Source organism: Saccharopolyspora tripterygii, from assembly GCF_054778355.1.
This window is the reverse complement of the sequence record NZ_BAAGZP010000008.1, coordinates 575124-588196: the sequence shown is the minus strand read 5'-3', so window position 1 is coordinate 588196 and position 13073 is coordinate 575124. Positions and strand designations below refer to the sequence as shown.

Below are 13073 nucleotides of genomic sequence, written 5' to 3'. Positions count from 1 at the left end.
AGCCGCTCCTCCTCCCTTACCAGACGTAGGCGAGGACTTCCCCGCCCACGCCCTTCTTCATGGCCTGCCGGTCGGTCACGAGACCACCGGAGGTCGAGATGATGGCGACGCCCAGACCACCGAGAACCTTGGGCAGGTTCGTGGACTTGGCGTAGACCCGCAGACCGGGCTTGGAGACCCGGCGCAGGCCCGCGATGCTCCGCTCGCGGTTCGGGCCGTACTTGAGCTCGACGACGAGGTTCTGGTGGGTGTCCCCGTCCTCGACGCGGGAGCCGGAGACGTAGCCCTCCCGCTTGAGGATCTCGGCGATGTTCGCCTTCAGCTTGGAGTGCGGCATCACGACCTCGTCGTGATACGCAGAGTTTCCGTTGCGCAGACGCGTCAGCATGTCTGCGATCGGATCGGTCATCGTCATGACCTGCTCAACCTTTCTCGTCTGGTTCCGATGAGCCCGGACCGGTCACGCCCTGCGGGCGGACGTCTGGGCTCTGGCCTGGACGAAGTTCGGGGCCTCCCGCCACGGTGACGGGGCCCTGTTCTAGTCGGGCGCAAGCACGGCTCGCGTGCGGAGCGTGGGCATCAGCCCTGGTAGCGCCTGCTTCAGGGTAAGGGGCGCCGGATCAGACCGGGCAACCGGGACCCTGAAGCAGGCGAGCGATCACCAGGAAGACTTGCTCACGCCGGGCAGCTCGCCGGCGTGCGCCATGTCGCGGAAGCACACGCGGCACAGACCGAACTTGCGGAACACCGAACGCGGACGCCCGCACTTCTGGCAGCGGGTGTAGCCGCGAACCTTGAACTTCGGCTTCTGGGCCGCCTTGATGACCAGCGCCTTCTTCGCCATCGCTCAGTTCTCCTTGAACGGGAAGCCCAGGTGCTTCAGCAGCGCCCGGCCCTCTTCATCGTTGGTGGCAGTGGTAACGACGGTGATGTCCATACCCCGCGGGCGGTCGATGTTGTCCGGGTTGATCTCGTGGAACATCGACTGCTCGTTGAGTCCGAACGTGTAGTTGCCCCTGCCGTCGAACTGCTTCGGCGAGAGACCGCGGAAGTCGCGGATTCGCGGCAGCGCGATGGTGACCAAGCGGTCCAGGAACTCCCACATGCGGTCGCCGCGCAGGGTGACCCGCGCACCGATCGGCTGGCCCTCGCGCAGCTTGAACTGCGCGATGGACTTGCGGGCCCGACGGACCTCGGGCTTCTGGCCGGTGATCGCGGCGAGGTCGCGGACCGCGCCCTCGATCAGCTTGCTGTCCCGCGCGGCGTCGCCAACACCCATGTTGACCACGACCTTGACCGCGCCCGGCACCTGCATGACGTTGGAGTACGTGAACTCCTCGTTCAGGGCCTGGCGGATCTCCTCGCGGTACCGGGTCTTGAGCCGGGGGACGATCTTCTCAGCAGTAGTCATGATCAGATGTCCTTACCGTTGCGGCGCGAGACGCGAACCTTCTTGCCGTCCTCGTCGATGCGGTGACCGACACGGGTCGGCTTCCCGTCCGAGTCCACGACCATCACGTTGCTCACGTGGATCGGGGCTTCCTGGGTGACGATGCCGCCGGACTGGGCGCCACGCTCGGTCCGGGAGACCTTGGTGTGCTTCTTGATCCGGTTGACACCCTCGACCAGGACCCGCTGGGCGTCCGGCATGGCCTGGATGACCTTGCCCTTGGCGCCCTTGTCCTTTCCGGAGATGACGACGACCGTGTCGCCCTTCTTGATCTTCATGATCACAACACCTCCGGCGCGAGCGAGATGATCTTCATGAACTTCTTGTCGCGCAGCTCTCGGGCCACCGGCCCGAAGATGCGGGTGCCCCGCGGCTCGCCGCCCGGCTTCACCAGGACGGCGGCGTTCTCGTCGAACCGGATGTACGAGCCATCCGCGCGACGCCTTTCCTTCTTCTGCCGGACGATGACGGCCTTGACCACATCGCCCTTCTTGATTCCGGCTCCGGGGATGGCTTCCTTGACGGTCGCCACGATGATGTCCCCGAGGCCCGCGTAGCGCCGGCCCGACCCACCGAGGACCCGGATCGTGAGGATCTCCTTGGCCCCGGTGTTGTCGGCGACGCGAAGTCGCGACTCCTGCTGGATCACGTATGACTCCTGACCCTAAGTGCCCTGACCTCGTGCCCGGACACACTCTGGCGTGCCAAATTGCCGACCTGACACGCGCGGTCAACTTCCACAAGCGAAACGGCCGGTCGCTGATCTTGCCGACGACCGGCCGGTCCACCGTGTCGTTCTGGGGAACCACCGCAGCGCAGCGGCGCCCCAAAACGGTTGATTACTTGGCCTTCTCGACGACCTCGACCAGTCGCCAGCGCTTGCTGGCCGACAGCGGCCGGGTCTCCATCAGCAGCACCCGGTCGCCGATGCCGGCGGCGTTGGCCTCGTCGTGCACCTTGACCTTGGTGGTCTGGCGCATGACCTTGCCGTAGAGGGCGTGCTTCTTGCGGTCTTCCAGGGAGACCACGATCGTCTTGTCCATCTTGTCCGAGACGACGTAGCCCTCGCGCACCTTGCGGCTGTTGCGCTCCACGCCCTGTCCTTTCTCAGTCATGCCGCGCCCTCCTCAGCGCCTTCGGTGTTCACCGTGAGGCCGAGTTCGCGCTCGCGCATGATGGTGTAGATCCGGGCGATGTCCTGTCGGACGACGCGCAGCCGCCGGTTGTTCTGCAGCTGACCAGTGGCCATCTGGAACCGGAGGTTGAACAGCTCTTCCTTCGATTCCTTCAGCCGCTGCACGAGCTCCTCGTTGTCCAGCTCGCGGAGCTCGGATGCGGTGACACCCGCTGCCATCAGAAGTCACCACCCTCGCGGGACACGATCTTGCACTTCATCGGGAGCTTGTGCGCCGCACGAGTCAGCGCCTCGACCGCCGTCTTCTCGTTCGGGAACGTCAGCTCGAACATGATGCGTCCGGGCTTGACGTTGGCGACCCAGGACTCCGGCGAACCCTTACCGGAACCCTGACGGGTTTCGGCGGGCTTCTTCGTCAGCGGGCGGTCCGGGAAGATGTTGATCCACACCTTGCCGCCACGCTTGACGTGCCGGGTGATGGCGATACGGGCCGACTCGATCTGACGGTTGGTCACGTAGCCGTGCTCGATCGCCTGAATGCCGTACTCGCCGAAACTGATCCGGGTGCCACCCTTGGCGAAGCCCTTACGCTTCGGCGCGTGGCTCTTGCGCCACTTCACCCTGCGTGGGACGAGCACGTCTCAGCCCTCCGTCTTCTCTTCAGCCGGCGCAGCCTGCGGCTGCTCGCCCTCCGCGGCCTTGGTCTCGGCCTTGGCGGACTTGTCAGCCGCACCGCGCTCGCCGCGGTCCGCGCCGCCACGGCGACGGCCACCGCGGTCACCGCGGCCACCACGCTCGTTGCGGTCGTTGCCGCCGCCGCGCGGCGGACGGACCTCGGACTCCTGCTGCTTCTGCTTCAGGCCACCGACCAGCTCGCCCTTGTAGATCCACACCTTGACGCCGATGCGCCCGAAGGTGGTGCGGGCCTCGAAGAAGCCGTAGTCGATGTCCGCGCGCAGCGTGTGCAGCGGAACGCGACCCTCGCGGTAGAACTCCGAGCGCGACATCTCCGCGCCACCCAGACGTCCGCCGCACTGCACCCGGATGCCCTTGACCTGCGACGAGCGCATGGCCGACTGAATGGCCTTGCGCATCGCGCGCCGGAAGGACACGCGGTTGGACAGCTGCTCGGCCACACCCTGTGCGACCAGCTGGGCGTCCGCCTCGGGGTTCTTGACCTCGAGGATGTTGAGCTGAACCTGCTTGCCGGTCAGCTTCTCGAGGGAACCGCGGATGCGGTCCGCCTCGGCACCACGACGGCCGATGACGATGCCCGGCCGGGCGGTGTGAATGTCCACGCGGACGCGCTCACGGGTGCGCTCGATCTCCACCTTCGAGATCCCAGCGCGCTCCATCCCGCGAGACAGCTGCCGGCGGATCTTGACGTCTTCCGCGACGTACTCCGAGTACTGCTTGTCGGCGTACCAGCGAGACTTCCAGTCCGTGGTGATGCCGAGTCGGAAGCCGTGCGGGTTAATCTTCTGACCCACTACCGGGCACTCCCCTTCTGGCTCTTTCGGGACTTGGTCGCCGCAGGCCGAGATTCAACCTCGACCGTGATGTGGCTGGTCCGCTTCCGGATCCGGTACGCACGACCCTGCGCGCGCGGCCGGAACCGCTTCAACGTCGGACCCTCGTCCACGTACGCGTGGTGCACGACCAGCGTGTCGGGGTCGAGGGAAAGGTTGTTCTCCGCGTTGGCGATCGCACTGGCGAGCACCTTCGACACCGGACCGCTTGCGGTCTGCGGCGCGAACTGAAGCACAGCCAGGGCATCGCTGGCGCTCCGGCCCTTGATGAGCTCGACCACGCGCCGCGCCTTCATCGGCGACACGCGGACGAACCGGGCCCGCGCCACTGCCCGCGGGGCTTCCGCGGCAGTGGAGTCGGAACGGGCTGTCATCCTGCTACCCCTTGCTCTTACTCGTTCGTGTCACAGACCCGCTCAGCGGCGGCGCGACTTCCGGTCGTCCTTGACGTGGCCCTTGAACGTGCGGGTCGGGGCGAACTCGCCCAGCTTGTGACCCACCATCGCCTCGGTGACGAACACCGGGACGTGCTTGCGGCCGTCGTGCACCGCGAAGGTGTGGCCCAGCATGTCCGGGATGATCGTGGACCGACGGGACCAAGTCTTGATCACGGTCTTCTTGCCCGACTCGTTAAGCGCGTCCACCTTCTTGAGCAGGTGGTCGTCCACGAACGGGCCCTTCTTCAGGCTGCGTGGCATGTTTGCTTACCTCCCTGCTCAGCGCTTCTTGCCGGTACGCCGGCGGCGGACGATGAGCTTGTCACTCGGCTTGCGGAGACGGGTACGACCCTCCGGCTTACCGTTCGGGTTGACCGGGTGGCGACCACCGGAGGTCTTGCCCTCACCACCACCGTGCGGGTGGTCCACCGGGTTCATGACGACACCGCGGACGGTCGGGCGCTTGCCCTTCCACCGCATGCGGCCGGCCTTGCCCCAGCTGATGTTGGCGTGCTCCGAGTTGCCGACCTCGCCGACGGTGGCCCGGCAGCGCGCGTCCACGTTGCGGATCTCGCCCGAAGGCATCCGCAGCTGGGCGTACGGTCCGTCCTTGGCCACCAGCTGCACCCGGGCACCGGCCGAGCGAGCGATCTTCGCACCCTGACCGGGGCGGAGCTCGATCGCGTGGATCACGGTACCGGTGGGGATGTTGCGCAGCGGGAGGTTGTTACCCGGCTTGATGTCGGCCCGAGCGCCGGACTCGATCGGGTCTCCCTGCTTCACGCCGTTCGGCGCCACGATGTAGCGCTTCTCGCCGTCGGCGTAGTGCAGGAGAGCGATCCGAGCACTGCGGTTCGGGTCGTACTCGATGTGCGCGACCTTGGCCGGCACGCCGTCCTTGTCGTTGCGGCGGAAGTCGATCAGGCGGTAGGACCGCTTGTGACCGCCACCCTTGTGCCGCGTGGTGATCTTGCCCTGAGCGTTGCGGCCCGCCTTGCGATTCAGCGGGACGATCAACGACTTCTCCGGCTCCGTCCGGGTGATCTCGGCGAAGTCGGACACGCTCGAGCCACGACGGCCAGGCGTCGTCGGCTTGTACTTGCGAATGCCCATTTCTAAAGCAACCTCGTCCTAATCAGCACCGTCAGGCGGCCGGACCGCCGAAGATCTCGATCGCCTTGCTGCCCGGCGTCAGGGTCACGATCGCCCGCTTGGTGTCCTTGCGCTTGCCGAACCCGGTGCGGGTGCGCTTGCGCTTGCCGTTGCGGTTGATCGTGTTGACGCTGGCGACCTCGACGTCGAAGATCTGCTCAATGGCGATCTTGATTTCGGTCTTGTTCGAGCGCGGGTCCACCAAGAAGGTGTACTGCGACTGCTCCAGCAGTCCGTAGCTCTTCTCGGAGATCACCGGCTTCAGGATGATGTCCCGGGGGTCGGCGCTCACTGCTCTGCCTCCTCAGCGGAAGAAGCGACGGCCTTGACCGACCGGCCCTTGGCCGGACCTGCGACGAAACGGTCGTAGGCGGCCTTGGTGAACACCACGTCGTCGCTGTTGAGCACGTCGTAGGTGTTCAGCTGACCCGGGTCGATCAGGTGCACGTTCTGCAGGTTCCGCAGGCTCAGCCACGAGTTCTGATCCTCGTGGCGGTCGAGCACGACCAGAACCTTCTTGGCTTCGGTCCAGTTCCGCAGCGCGGTCTTGGCCGACTTGGTGGACGGCGCTTCGCCGCCGACAACGCCGGTGACCACGTGCAGCTGGCCGGCGCGAACCCGGTCGGAGAGGGCACCGCGCAGGGCGGCCTTCACCATCTTCTTCGGGGTCCGCTGGGTGTAGTCCCGCGGCTGCGGGCCGTGGACGGTGCCACCGCCGGCGAACTGAGGGGCGCGGATGGAGCCCTGACGGGCGTTACCGGTGCCCTTCTGCCGGTACGGCTTCTTGCCGCCGCCGGAGACCTGACCGCGGGTCTTGGTCGCGTGCGTGCCCTGGCGAGCCGCGGCCAGCTGGGCCACGACGACCTGGTGCAGCAGCGCCACGTTGGCCTGCGCGTCGAAAATCTCGGCCGGCAGCTCGACGGTGCCGTCGGTCTTGCCGTCCGGGGTACGGACATCGAGCGTCAAGCTCATCACGCACCACCCTTCGCGGGACTCTTCACCAGAACCAGGCCACCCTTCGGGCCGGGCACGGCGCCCTTGATCAGCAGCAGGCCGTTGTCGCCCTCGACCTTGTGCACCTTCAGGTTCTGCGTGGTGACGCGGTTGGTACCCATCCGCCCCGCCATGCGCATGCCCTTGAAGACGCGACCGGGGGTCGCGCAGCCGCCGATGGAACCCGGCTTGCGGTGCACGGCCTGAGCACCGTGGCTCATCGGCTGACGGTGGAAGCCGTGCCGCTTGATCGTGCCCGCGAAGCCCTTGCCCTTGCTGGTGCCGACCACGTCGACCACCGCGCCTGCCTCGAAGAGGTCCGCGCTGATCTCCTGGCCGAGCTCGTACTCGCCGGCGTCCGCGGTGCGCAGCTCGACGATGTGACGGCGCGGCGTGACACCGGCCTTGGTGAAGTGGCCGCCACGCGGCTTGTTCACCCGGCGGGGGTCGACGGCGCCGAACGCCAGCTGCACGGCCGAGTAGCCGTCCTTCTCGGGGGTCCGGATCTGGGTGATCACGTTCGGCCCGGCCTGCACGACGGTCACCGGGATGACCCGGTTCTTGTCGTCGAAGACCTGGGTCATGCCGAGCTTGGTGCCCAGAAGCCCCTTGATCTGCCTGTCAGACATTGGTCTCGTTCTCTCCGCTACCTCGTCGCCGTGCCTTACTGGATGTTCACGTCGACGCTGGCCGGCAGGTCGATGCGCATGAGCGCGTCGACCGTCTTCGGCGTCGGTTCGAGGATGTCGATGAGCCGCTTGTGCGTCCGCATCTCGAAGTGCTCCCGCGAGTCCTTGTACTTGTGCGGGGAGCGGATGACGCAGTAGACGTTCTTCTCAGTGGGCAGCGGCACCGGCCCCACGACCCGAGCGCCGGTGCGCGTCACGGTCTCGACGATCTTGCGTGCGGACGCGTCGATCGCCTCGTGGTCGTAGGCCTTGAGCCGGATGCGGATCTTCTGTCCCGCCATGGTGGCTTGCCGTTCCTCTAGTCTCGTGCCGCGGTTAGGTACATGGGTGCAGGGCGCACCCATCGGTGCCCCTCACGGCCCTCAGCTTGGTGTCGTCCCCGATACCGGGAGCCGTCACAGCTCTCAGTCCGCCCCTGTTCAAGTGTTGAGGTGCCCGGTACACGCGGTCGGGCGTGTCGCCCAGCTGTCGCAGACCGGTCCCCACGAACGTCGCCGATGGGGTGGGCCCGGAGGCCCGTACACCTTTCTTGTGCCCTGCTCGGCCGACCGAGCGGCCGGGGGATCGGATTCCGAAAGAGAACGGACCCGAACACCGAACAAGGGCGCGAGGCCCTCGCACCAAGGCGGCCGGAGTTTCAACCCGGCTACCAGGACCGATGAGATCGATCCGAAGCCTGAAATTCCGGCCGCCCTGAACGAGCAACCCACATAGGATGGCACATCGCTCGCACCACCCAAAATCGGGGGTCGTTTTACGGGACCGAGGTCACGCAAAACAAGAGAGGACCCGCTTTCCGTCGCGGAAAGCGGGTCCTCGTCACATCACTTGTTGATCTTGGTGACGCGACCGGCGCCGACCGTGCGGCCACCTTCGCGGATCGCGAAGCGCAGACCCTCGTCCATCGCGATGGGCTGGATCAGCTGGACCGACATCTCGGTGTTGTCGCCCGGCATGACCATCTCGGTGCCCTCGGGCAGGGTCACAACGCCGGTGACGTCCGTCGTCCGGAAGTAGAACTGCGGACGGTAGTTGTTGAAGAACGGCGTGTGACGGCCACCCTCGTCTTTGGACAGGATGTAGACCTGCGCCTCGAACTCGGTGTGCGGGGTGGTGGTGCCCGGCTTCACGACGACCATGCCGCGCTCGACCTCTTCGCGCTTGATGCCGCGAATCAGCAGACCGACGTTGTCGCCCGCGTGGCCCTCGTCGAGGAGCTTGCGGAACATCTCGACACCGGTGACGGTGGTCTTGAGCGGCTTCTCCTTGATGCCGACCAGTTCCACCTCCTCGTTCACCTTGATGATGCCGCGCTCGATGCGGCCGGTGATGACGGTGCCGCGGCCGGTGATCGAGAAGACGTCCTCGACCGGCATCAGGAACGCCTTGTCGGTGTCGCGCACCGGGTCCGGGACGCTCTCGTCGACGGCGGACATGAGCTCAACGATCTTGTTGGCCCACTCCTCGTCGCCCTCCAGCGCCTTCAGCGCGGAGACGCGCACGACCGGCACGTCGTCGCCCGGGAACTCCTGGGACGACAGCAGCTCGCGGACCTCCATCTCGACGAGCTCGAGGATCTCCTCGTCGTCGACCATGTCGGACTTGTTGAGCGCCACCAGGATGTAGGGCACGCCGACCTGGCGAGCCAGCAGCACGTGCTCGCGGGTCTGCGGCATCGGACCGTCGGTCGCGGCGACCACCAGGATCGCACCGTCCATCTGGGCGGCACCGGTGATCATGTTCTTCACGTAGTCAGCGTGACCCGGAGCGTCGACGTGAGCGTAGTGACGCTTATCCGTCTGGTACTCGACGTGCGAGATCTGAATCGTGATGCCGCGCTCTTTTTCCTCCGGCGCCTTGTCGATCTCGTCGAACGGCGTGAAGGGGTTCAGCTCCGGGAACTTGTCGTGCAGAACCTTGGTGATGGCTGCGGTGAGCGTGGTCTTGCCGTGGTCAACGTGACCGATGGTCCCGATGTTGACGTGCGGCTTGTCCCTCTCGAACTTCGCCTTCGCCACTGGATTGTCCTCCTGGACTTGTTAACTTTCCGCCGTACGACTTGGTGTGCCAGGCGGAGTCCTGTCGGGTCGGTGACGAGCGGTTCGCTTCCTCCCGGAGGAGTTCACGGCCCGCTCGCCGCCGTCTGGAGGGGATTGCTCCCCGGTCGCCTTCGCGAGGCGTCGCCTCTTGGTCGGCCCCGGTGACCCGAGGCCGACCAGCGGGTCACTCGCCCGTTGCCTTGGCGATGATCTCCTTAGCCACACCGGCCGGAACCTCGGCGTAGGAGTCGAACACCATCGAGTAGTTGGCACGACCCTGGGTCTTGGACCGCAGGTCGCCGACGTACCCGAACATCTCGGACAGCGGCACGAGAGCCTTGACGACGCGGGTTCCGCTGCGCTCCTCCATGGCCTGGATGTGGCCACGGCGGGAGTTCAGGTCACCGATGACCTCGCCCATGTAGTCCTCGGGCGTGGTCACCTCGACCGCCATCATCGGTTCGAGCAGCGCGGGAGACGCCTTGGCGGCCGACTCCTTGAGCGCCATCGAACCGGCGACCTTGAAGGCCATTTCCGACGAGTCGACCTCGTGGTACTGGCCGTCGAGCAAGGTCACCTTCACGCCGACCAGCGGGTAGCCGGCCAGCACGCCGTACTGCATGGCGTCCTGCGCACCCTGGTCCACCGACGGGATGTACTCCCGCGGGATCCGACCGCCGGTGACCTTGTTCGAGAACTCGTAGGTCGCGCTGTCGGACGTCTGCTCGATCGGGTCGAGCCTGATGATCACGCGCGCGAACTGACCGGAACCACCGGTCTGCTTCTTGTGCGTGTACTCGTACTTCTCGATCGTCTTGCGAATCGTCTCGCGGTAGGCCACCTGCGGCTTACCGATGTTCGCCTCGACGCGGAAGTCGGTCTTCATGCGGTTCACCAGCACCTCGAGGTGCAGCTCACCCATGCCCTTGATGATGGTCTGACCGGTCTCGTCGTCCAGGTTGACCTGGAACGTCGGGTCTTCCTCGGCGAGCTTCTGGATCGCCGTGGAGAGCTTCTCCTGGTCGGCCTTCGTCTTGGGCTCGATGGCCACCTCGATGACCGGCGCCGGGAACGTCATCGACTCGAGGACGATCGGGTTCGCGGAGTCGCTCAGGGTGTCACCGGTGGTGGTCTCCTTGAGACCGATCACCGCGTAGATGTGACCGGCCTGGATCTCCTCGACCGGGTTCTCCTTGTTGGAGTGCATCTGGAACATCTTCCCGATGCGCTCCTTGCGGCCCTTGGTCGAGTTGATGACCTGGGCGCCGGAGGCGACCTTGCCGGAGTAGACCCGGATGTAGGTGAGCTTGCCGAAGAACGGGTGCACCGCGATCTTGGAGACCAGCGCGGCGAACGGCTCCTGCGTGCTCGGCTTGCGCTCCGCCGGGGTCTCGCCGTCGGGCAGGGTGCCCTGCACCGGCGGGACGTCGAGGGGCGAGGGCAGGTAGTCGACGACCGCGTCGAGCATGGGCTGAACGCCCTTGTTCTTGAACGCGGTACCGCAGATGACCGGGAACGCGGTGCGCTCGACGGTGATCTTGCGGATGCCGTCCTTGATCTGCTCCTGGGTCAGCTCCTCGCCGCTGAAGTAGGCCTCCATGAGGGCCTCATCAGTCTCGGCGACGGCCTCGACCAGCTTCTCCCGGTACTCGGCGGCCTTGTCGGCCAGATCCGCCGGGATCTCCTCGACCTCGTAGTCGGTGCCCTTGGACACCTCACCACGCCAGGTCAGAGCCTTCATCCGGACCAGGTCGACGACGCCCTCGAACTCGGACTCGACACCGATCGGCAGCTGCAGGACCAGCGGCTTGGCGTGCAGCCGGTCCTCGATGGTGCTCACGGTGTAGTAGAAGTCCGCACCGAGCTTGTCCATCTTGTTGACGAAGCAGATGCGCGGGACGTCGTACTTGTCGGCCTGGCGCCAGACCTGCTCGGACTGGGGCTCGACACCTTCCTTGCCGTCGAACACCGCGACGGCGCCGTCGAGGACGCGCAGCGAGCGCTCGACCTCGACGGTGAAGTCGACGTGGCCGGGGGTGTCGATGATGTTGATCTGGTTGTCGCCCCAGAAGGTGGTGGTAGCAGCCGAGGTGATCGTGATGCCCCGCTTCTGCTCCTCCTCCATCCAGTCCATCTGAGACGCGCCGTCGTGCGTCTCACCGAGCTTGTGCGTGATCCCGGTGTAGTACAGGACCCGCTCGGTCGTGGTGGTCTTGCCCGCATCGATGTGGGCCATGATGCCGATGTTGCGGACCTTGGTCAGGTCAGTCAGCACGTCGCGTGCCACGAGATTCTTCCCCGTTCCCTAACAGCAGGTGCAAGTCGCGGTGACAGGTGCAAAGCTGTCGAATCGGTTCGGCTGGCGGGCAAGACCCACCAGATGTCACCAGCGGTAGTGCGCGAAGGCCTTGTTGGACTCCGCCATCTTGTGCGTGTCTTCACGCTTCTTGACGCTCGCGCCGAGACCGTTGCTCGCGTCCAGCAGCTCGTTCATCAGGCGCTCGACGATCGTCTTCTCGCGGCGCTGCCGGGAGTAGGTGATCAGCCAACGCAGCGCGAGGGTGGTGGACCGGCCGGCCCGCACCTCGATCGGCACCTGGTAGGTCGCGCCACCAACACGGCGGCTGCGGACCTCCAGGGTCGGCTTGACGTTGTCCAGAGCACGCTTGAGCGTGACGACCGGGTCGGTGCCGGTCTTCTCACGGCAGCCTTCGAGGGCCGCGTAGACGATCCTCTCGGCCAGCGAGCGCTTGCCGTCGACGAGGACCTTGTTCACCAGCTGCGTGACCAGCGGCGAGCCGTACACGGGATCAGCGTGCAGCGGCCGCTTCGGGGCCGGACCCTTGCGGGGCATCAGCTCTTCTCCTTCTTCGCGCCGTAGCGGCTGCGAGCCTGCTTGCGGTTCTTCACACCCTGGGTGTCAGCGGAACCGCGGATGATCTTGTAGCGCACGCCGGGAAGGTCCTTCACACGGCCGCCACGAACGAGCACGATCGAGTGCTCCTGCAGGTTGTGGCCCTCACCCGGGATGTAGGCCGTGACCTCGATGCCGCTGGTCAGCTTGACACGAGCGACCTTGCGCAGGGCCGAGTTGGGCTTCTTCGGGGTGGTCGTGTACACGCGGGTGCACACGCCACGCCGCTGCGGGCTCCCCTTGAGCGCCGCGGTCTTGGTCTTGGCGACCTTGTCCTGGCGGCCCTTACGGACCAGCTGCTGGATGGTGGGCATGGACCGGCTTTCTGTCAGCGTTCGCGTCTTTTAGGTACTCGACCAAGCAGCCGCTCGTTCGAGCTTCGGCGTGCCCTGGGCGTCGAGCACCTGTCAGGCACTGTGTTTCGGGACTCCCCGCACACGAGGTCGGGCGTGTCGCCCACCCCTCGGCCCTCGCAGCGCCCGCATCGGCCGAAACCGAGGTAGACCCCAGAGGGTTTTCGGAGGAGTTCCACACATCCTCGGCGCTGCCGCGGCCCTCCACTGGGGCGGCCACGTCATGCACGGGCATGCGGATCGACCCGATTGGCGTCGGGTCCGATAAACAAAGATACCCGGCCCGTTCTCAGAGGGTCAAAACGGGGGGTCCTCTTGACCTGCTCGATCACCCGGCGCGGCCTGCGCGCCTCGAATGAGGTGCGAGCTCTCATCAACTGAT

The 13073-nt window shown here is 66.0% G+C and carries 20 protein-coding genes; all 20 read right to left on the bottom strand.

Annotation, left to right across the window (positions count from 1 at the left end):
• Positions 1–16: 16 nt before the first annotated feature.
• Positions 17–415, bottom strand: a complete 399-nt coding sequence (gene rpsH, locus ACYVF3_RS08300) for a 30S ribosomal protein S8 (protein WP_145744561.1) — start codon at positions 413–415, stop codon at positions 17–19.
• A 243-nt stretch (positions 416–658) separates the two neighbouring features.
• On the bottom strand, positions 659–844 hold the full coding sequence (locus ACYVF3_RS08295; RefSeq protein ID WP_145744563.1) for a type Z 30S ribosomal protein S14: 186 nt from the start codon (positions 842–844) through the stop codon (positions 659–661).
• 3 nt (positions 845–847) lie between these two features.
• Positions 848–1411, bottom strand: coding sequence for a 50S ribosomal protein L5 (gene rplE / locus ACYVF3_RS08290; RefSeq protein ID WP_145744566.1), 564 nt, complete (start codon positions 1409–1411; stop codon positions 848–850).
• Between the two features lie 2 nt (positions 1412–1413).
• Entirely contained in the window at positions 1414–1728 is a 315-nt protein-coding gene (rplX, locus tag ACYVF3_RS08285; RefSeq protein WP_461153582.1) for a 50S ribosomal protein L24, read from the bottom strand.
• Positions 1729–1730: 2 nt separating this feature from the next.
• Positions 1731–2099 carry a 50S ribosomal protein L14 gene (rplN, locus tag ACYVF3_RS08280; protein WP_145744570.1) on the bottom strand — a complete coding sequence of 123 codons (369 nt, stop codon included), beginning with the start codon at positions 2097–2099 and terminating at the stop codon, positions 1731–1733.
• Positions 2100–2289: 190 nt separating this feature from the next.
• Positions 2290–2565 carry a 30S ribosomal protein S17 gene (gene rpsQ, locus ACYVF3_RS08275; protein ID WP_461153581.1) on the bottom strand — a complete coding sequence of 92 codons (276 nt, stop codon included), beginning with the start codon at positions 2563–2565 and terminating at the stop codon, positions 2290–2292.
• Complete coding sequence (rpmC, locus tag ACYVF3_RS08270) at positions 2562–2804, bottom strand: 50S ribosomal protein L29 (protein ID WP_363786240.1); 243 nt, start codon at positions 2802–2804, stop codon at positions 2562–2564. The genes rpsQ and rpmC overlap by 4 nt, the downstream gene beginning before the upstream one ends.
• The gene (gene rplP, locus ACYVF3_RS08265; protein ID WP_132624366.1) at positions 2804–3223 is read right to left on the bottom strand and encodes a 50S ribosomal protein L16; all 420 of its coding nucleotides are present in this window, start codon (positions 3221–3223) and stop codon (positions 2804–2806) included. The genes rpmC and rplP overlap by 1 nt, the downstream gene beginning before the upstream one ends.
• A gap of 3 nt (positions 3224–3226) precedes the next feature.
• On the bottom strand, positions 3227–4075 hold the full coding sequence (gene rpsC, locus ACYVF3_RS08260; protein WP_461153580.1) for a 30S ribosomal protein S3: 849 nt from the start codon (positions 4073–4075) through the stop codon (positions 3227–3229).
• Positions 4075–4488 (bottom strand): 50S ribosomal protein L22, encoded by a 414-nt coding sequence (gene rplV, locus ACYVF3_RS08255; protein WP_186459629.1) that lies wholly within the window; start codon positions 4486–4488, stop codon positions 4075–4077. Before rplV ends, rpsC begins: the two co-directional genes overlap by 1 nt.
• A gap of 42 nt (positions 4489–4530) precedes the next feature.
• Entirely contained in the window at positions 4531–4812 is a 282-nt protein-coding gene (rpsS, locus tag ACYVF3_RS08250; protein ID WP_093414191.1) for a 30S ribosomal protein S19, read from the bottom strand.
• 18 nt (positions 4813–4830) lie between these two features.
• A complete protein-coding gene (gene rplB, locus ACYVF3_RS08245; RefSeq protein WP_461153579.1) occupies positions 4831–5664 on the bottom strand; it encodes a 50S ribosomal protein L2 in 834 nt (277 codons plus the stop codon).
• Between the two features lie 31 nt (positions 5665–5695).
• Positions 5696–5995, bottom strand: coding sequence for a 50S ribosomal protein L23 (gene rplW / locus ACYVF3_RS08240; protein ID WP_145744584.1), 300 nt, complete (start codon positions 5993–5995; stop codon positions 5696–5698).
• The gene (rplD, locus tag ACYVF3_RS08235) at positions 5992–6675 is read right to left on the bottom strand and encodes a 50S ribosomal protein L4 (protein WP_145744586.1); all 684 of its coding nucleotides are present in this window, start codon (positions 6673–6675) and stop codon (positions 5992–5994) included. The genes rplW and rplD overlap by 4 nt, the downstream gene beginning before the upstream one ends.
• On the bottom strand, positions 6675–7325 hold the full coding sequence (gene rplC, locus ACYVF3_RS08230; protein ID WP_461153578.1) for a 50S ribosomal protein L3: 651 nt from the start codon (positions 7323–7325) through the stop codon (positions 6675–6677). Before rplC ends, rplD begins: the two co-directional genes overlap by 1 nt.
• Positions 7326–7360: 35 nt before the next feature.
• Positions 7361–7666 (bottom strand): 30S ribosomal protein S10, encoded by a 306-nt coding sequence (gene rpsJ, locus ACYVF3_RS08225; protein WP_009948626.1) that lies wholly within the window; start codon positions 7664–7666, stop codon positions 7361–7363.
• A 543-nt stretch (positions 7667–8209) separates the two neighbouring features.
• On the bottom strand, positions 8210–9403 hold the full coding sequence (gene tuf / locus ACYVF3_RS08220; protein ID WP_461153577.1) for an elongation factor Tu: 1194 nt from the start codon (positions 9401–9403) through the stop codon (positions 8210–8212).
• Positions 9404–9608: 205 nt separating this feature from the next.
• Entirely contained in the window at positions 9609–11711 is a 2103-nt protein-coding gene (fusA, locus tag ACYVF3_RS08215) for an elongation factor G (protein ID WP_461153576.1), read from the bottom strand.
• A 96-nt stretch (positions 11712–11807) separates the two neighbouring features.
• Complete coding sequence (gene rpsG, locus ACYVF3_RS08210; RefSeq protein WP_145744594.1) at positions 11808–12278, bottom strand: 30S ribosomal protein S7; 471 nt, start codon at positions 12276–12278, stop codon at positions 11808–11810.
• Positions 12278–12652 carry a 30S ribosomal protein S12 gene (gene rpsL, locus ACYVF3_RS08205; RefSeq protein ID WP_009948619.1) on the bottom strand — a complete coding sequence of 125 codons (375 nt, stop codon included), beginning with the start codon at positions 12650–12652 and terminating at the stop codon, positions 12278–12280. The genes rpsG and rpsL overlap by 1 nt, the downstream gene beginning before the upstream one ends.
• Positions 12653–13073 lie beyond the last annotated feature (421 nt).